Annotated in this window: 4 protein-coding genes; 3 read left to right on the top strand and 1 reads right to left on the bottom strand. The window is 42.8% G+C overall.

Annotated elements, in window-relative coordinates; all coding sequences use genetic code 11:
- From F6K38_RS36110 to F6K38_RS36100, 3 genes are all read left to right on the top strand, one after another.
- A partial coding sequence (locus F6K38_RS36110; RefSeq protein ID WP_287359852.1) for a type I restriction endonuclease occupies positions 1-452 on the top strand: 452 nt, incomplete at its 5' end.
- 159 nt (positions 453-611) lie between these two features.
- On the top strand, positions 612-944 hold the full coding sequence (locus F6K38_RS36105; protein WP_287252242.1) for a DUF433 domain-containing protein: 333 nt from the start codon (positions 612-614) through the stop codon (positions 942-944).
- A gap of 12 nt (positions 945-956) precedes the next feature.
- A complete protein-coding gene (locus tag F6K38_RS36100) occupies positions 957-1352 on the top strand; it encodes a DUF5615 family PIN-like protein (RefSeq protein ID WP_287252240.1) in 396 nt (131 codons plus the stop codon).
- A gap of 43 nt (positions 1353-1395) precedes the next feature.
- Here F6K38_RS36100 and F6K38_RS36095 read toward each other — a convergent pair.
- On the bottom strand, positions 1396-4235 hold a 2840-nt coding region (locus F6K38_RS36095), incomplete at its 5' end, for a non-ribosomal peptide synthetase (protein WP_287359851.1).

The following is a 4235-nucleotide window of genomic DNA, read 5'->3' as shown; positions in this document are numbered from 1 at the left end:
TGGTACTAGAAGACCTAGTTAAAATGGTTGTTGTTTCTCCCTTATTGGATTTGGCAGGATTTTACCAACCGCCTTTTAAAGTTAAAGCAGAGTATGAAGTGTCTTTACCCATTGAAGATAAAGATGAAGACACAATTATCAAAGGGCGTATTGATATTTTGGTAACTAGCAAACCAATTTGGATAGCCGTTATTGAGTCCAAACGTTCTGCTGTGTCCTTACAACCAGCAATTCCTCAAGCACTAGTTTACATGCTCAAGATTCCCCAAACAGAGCAACCAACATTTGGTCTTATTACCAATGGTGCAAGCTTTATCTTTATCAAGTTAGTGAAAGGCGAAACCCTACGCTATGCTTTATCAAAAGCGTTTGATATCTGGAATCCTGGCAATTATTTATATGATGTTTTGGGGATTTTGAAGCGTATTGCTGCTGTCACGGCTAAGTCTTAGAGGAGACACAAGTAAGCTATCAGCTATCAGCTATCAGCTATCAGCTATCAGCTTATGCGTTACATCACAGGCTAGAAGCCTGTGCCACGCTACTTGAGGTGCTTTTGAATAAAAGAGGTAAGCATTCGTTTAGTTTTGATGGAATATAAAGCCTAAATTATGATAGATACCTTAGACCAAACTCAACCTAAAAGTGGACTTCTTCATCATTGGCAACTTTGGCGCTGGCTATTGGAAACCCAGCCCAAGGAAATACATAATCTCTGCTTGTTAGCTCTAATTGAAAAATTTGCCATATGGGTGAATAGTTTGGTTAGGGATCCTAACATAATGGGAGGGGAGTTGATTTTTTCTCAATCTCGCTTGTCAGTTCGTCGTATTGCTGGTCGGCTTAACCGGGGAGAATCCGCAGAGTTTATTCTTGAAGACTATCCTTATCTATCTCCGATAGATTTAGCTTTTGCCCAACTCTACATGGAAATCTATCAGTAGAGATAGGTATTAGTGTCAAATACTATCAAGTTACTAATTGATGAAGATTTATCCCCTGCTGTTGCCCGCTATCTCTGCCAACAATGTCTAGCCGATGCAATTGCCGTGCGCGATCGCGGATTATTGGGGGCAAGCGACCGTGAAGTCTTGGCATATGCTATTGATAATGACCGCATTTTGGTAACGGCAAATATCAAGGATTTTGAAAACTTTGTTGTTGAGTGTGAAGTGCATCCCGGCATCGTTTTTCTACAAGATGGAGAAATGACCCGCCGGGAACAAGAACAGGTGATGGAAGAGGTAGTTATCCCGGTGCTGCAAGAAGAAATCGAGCAAGGAAATGACCTGATCAATCGAGCGCTTTACCTAACTAAGGACAAAATGGTTAGATGGATAGACTTACCCTAAAGCTATCCTAAGGTGAGCCTTACTTACCAAACCCTCAATCCCCTCACTCTCTAACTAAAAGCTCTAGCTGTTTAGCTAAAATCTCAACATCGGGTGAGCGCATCATAGTATAATGATCACCAGGAATCCTGTAAGTTTCTAGACCACCTACTGCTAGCTCATTCCAACCTCGGTCTTCTGCTTCTAACTCCCTGGCAAAAAATAGAGCAATCCGACCAGAATAGGGCTGGGGTTGATAGCGATACATAGCCATTAAGTTGGCTTGGAAAACTCCAAATAGCTTACGCATCTGCTCAATACCGATTTCCGGTGGTAAGATATTGAGCCCTTTCGCTTCCCGAAGGATGTGCTGCAATTGCTCCTCTAACCCTCCTTGCTTAAGCTCCTCAACCGCAATCGACAGTTCTGTACCAAAAACACTACCCAAATCCTTAGCCAAAGAGCTTGCCAGCATCTGTTCATCCACCTGTTCTGGTCGGTCAATAGCAACAGGTGAATAGCTATCGATTAATGCTAGCAGAGCCACGTCTTCCCCAGCAGCAGATAATTGTTGAGCCATTTCCCAAGCAATAATACCTCCTAATGACCAACCTCCTAAATAATAAGGCCCGACCGGTTGAATAGTTTGCAAGGCTTCAATGTAGCAACTGGCCATATCCTCAATTCCGGTTAATGGTTCAGACTCACCAAATAAACCAGGGGATTGCAACCCGTAAAAGGGCTGGTTATCTCCTAGATAACCAGCCAACTCTGCATAACAAAGAACATTACCCCCAACCGGATGAACACAGAAGAAAGGAGGTAAATTTCCTACCTTATTAATAGCAACTAGGGGAGAATAAGATTGGCTCTCAGTGGCATTGACCAGAAGACTAGCTTGGTTTTCAATAGTGGGTTCCGTGAACAAGCTAGCTAAAGGTAAATCAGTTCCAAACTGCTGCTTAATCCGAGCCATGAGACGAACTGCTAACAGGGAATGACCTCCAAGATCGAAGAAGTTATCTTTAACTCCAACTGGGTGGACATTGAGGAGATTACACCAAATTTGAGACAGTTGCAATTCAAAGGAATTACGGTGTGAAACAAACCCAGCTTCTTGAGGTCGATTAGATGTATCTAATTCAAGTAAGGCGTGGCGATCAATTTTGCCATTGGGAGTTAAAGGGAGTTTTTTCAAGAAGGCAAAGGCAGAGGGAATCATGTAATCCGGTAATTTTTGTTTCAGAAACTGTCGCAATTGGCTACTAGTTAGCTCTTGTTCTTGCTCGGAAACAATATAAGCCACCAGATGTTTTTGGTCAGCTTGGTCTTTCCTGGCCACAACTAGTGTTTCCCCCACAGCTGGATGTTGACCTAAGATGGCTTCAATTTCTCCAAGTTCGATGCGGAAACCGCGAATTTTGACCTGGTTATCGATGCGACCTTTATACTCAATATCACCATTGGGCAAATAGCGGGCTAAATCTCCCGTCTTATAAAGCCTACTTTCTTGTTTACGATTAAATGGGTTAGGAATAAACCGTTCATTATTCAACTGTTCGCGATTCAAGTACCCTCGCGTGACACCTGCTCCACCAACATACATTTGCCCTGTTACCCCAATAGGCACTGGTTGTAAGTTTTCATCGAGGATATACATCTGTAAATCGGGAATTGGACAACCAATCGCACTGCCGTTGCTGTTAAGGTCGTTTATGGTTAGAGGTCGATAAGTAACATGCACAGTTGTTTCTGTAATACCATACATATTTACTAACTGTGGACTTTTATCCCCATACTGCTCAAACCATGGCTTCAAGCTCTGTAAATCTAAGGCTTCTCCACCAAAAATAACTAGTCGTAAATTTAGTTGTGCTTGTGTGTTGTTCGATTGTTCAACCTGAATCAGTTGGCGAAAAGCAGATGGAGTTTGGTTGAGTACTGTTACATTCTCGGAACACAGCAAGTCGTAGAAGCTTTGAGGATCTCGACTTATCCAGTAGGGGACAATGACAAGCCGTCCACCATAAAATAAGGCTCCCCAGATTTCCCAGACTGAAAAGTCAAAAGCAATGGAATGGAAATTAGTCCAAACATCATTGGCATTGAAGTGATACCAAGACTGAGTGGCTGCGAATAAACGAACCACATTTTTGTGTTCGACTAAAACTCCTTTGGGTTGTCCGGTAGAACCAGACGTGTAGATTGCATAAGCCAAATTATCCGAACCTACCCCAAGCTCAAGATTATCCTGAGTGTGTTGCTCTATTGTTCTCCAATCACTATCCAAACAAACCACCCGTGCAGTATGTGATGGCAAAGATGACAACAACTGCTGTTGGGTCAACAACATCTCCACACCCGAATCGGCCAAAATATAACTCAGACGTTCTGCTGGATAATTGGAGTCCAGGGCTACATAAGCACCACCAGCCTTGAGTATCCCCAACAGTCCCACTACCATTTCAATGGAACGTTCCACACAAATACCTACCAATACTTCTGGTTCAACTCCGAGTGAAAGCAGGTGATGTGCTAGTTGGTTAGCTCTTTGATTTAATTCCTTGTAAGTTAGTTGCTCCCCATTAAACACCACGGCTACTTGATCGGGAGTTTTTTCTACCTGCCGCTCAAACAACTGATGGACACATTTATCTTGAGGATAGTCACTATCGGTATTATTCCATTCCACCAATAGCTGCTGGCGTTCCGCTGCTGTCAGTAACGGTAACCTTGAAACTTGTGCTTGTGGATTAGCAACAATACCTGCGAGCAAAGTCTGGAAATGCCCTACCATCCGGATAATAGTTTGCTGATCAAACAAATCGCTATTGTATTCTAACCTGGCCTCAATTCCCGACTCAGTTTTTTCCATTAACAGGGTCAAATCAAACTTGACTATAG

The sequence above is a fragment of the Moorena sp. SIO3B2 genome, from assembly GCF_010692525.1.
GTDB classification, from domain to species: Bacteria; Cyanobacteriota; Cyanobacteriia; order Cyanobacteriales; family Coleofasciculaceae; genus Moorena; species Moorena producens.
This window is presented reverse-complemented; position numbering and strand designations above follow the sequence as displayed.

Excerpts from the sequence above, each read along its gene's own strand:
- F6K38_RS36105 (WP_287252242.1), top strand. The coding sequence starts at position 612 with ATGATAGATACCTTAGACCAAACTCAACCTAAAAGTGGACTTCTTCAT.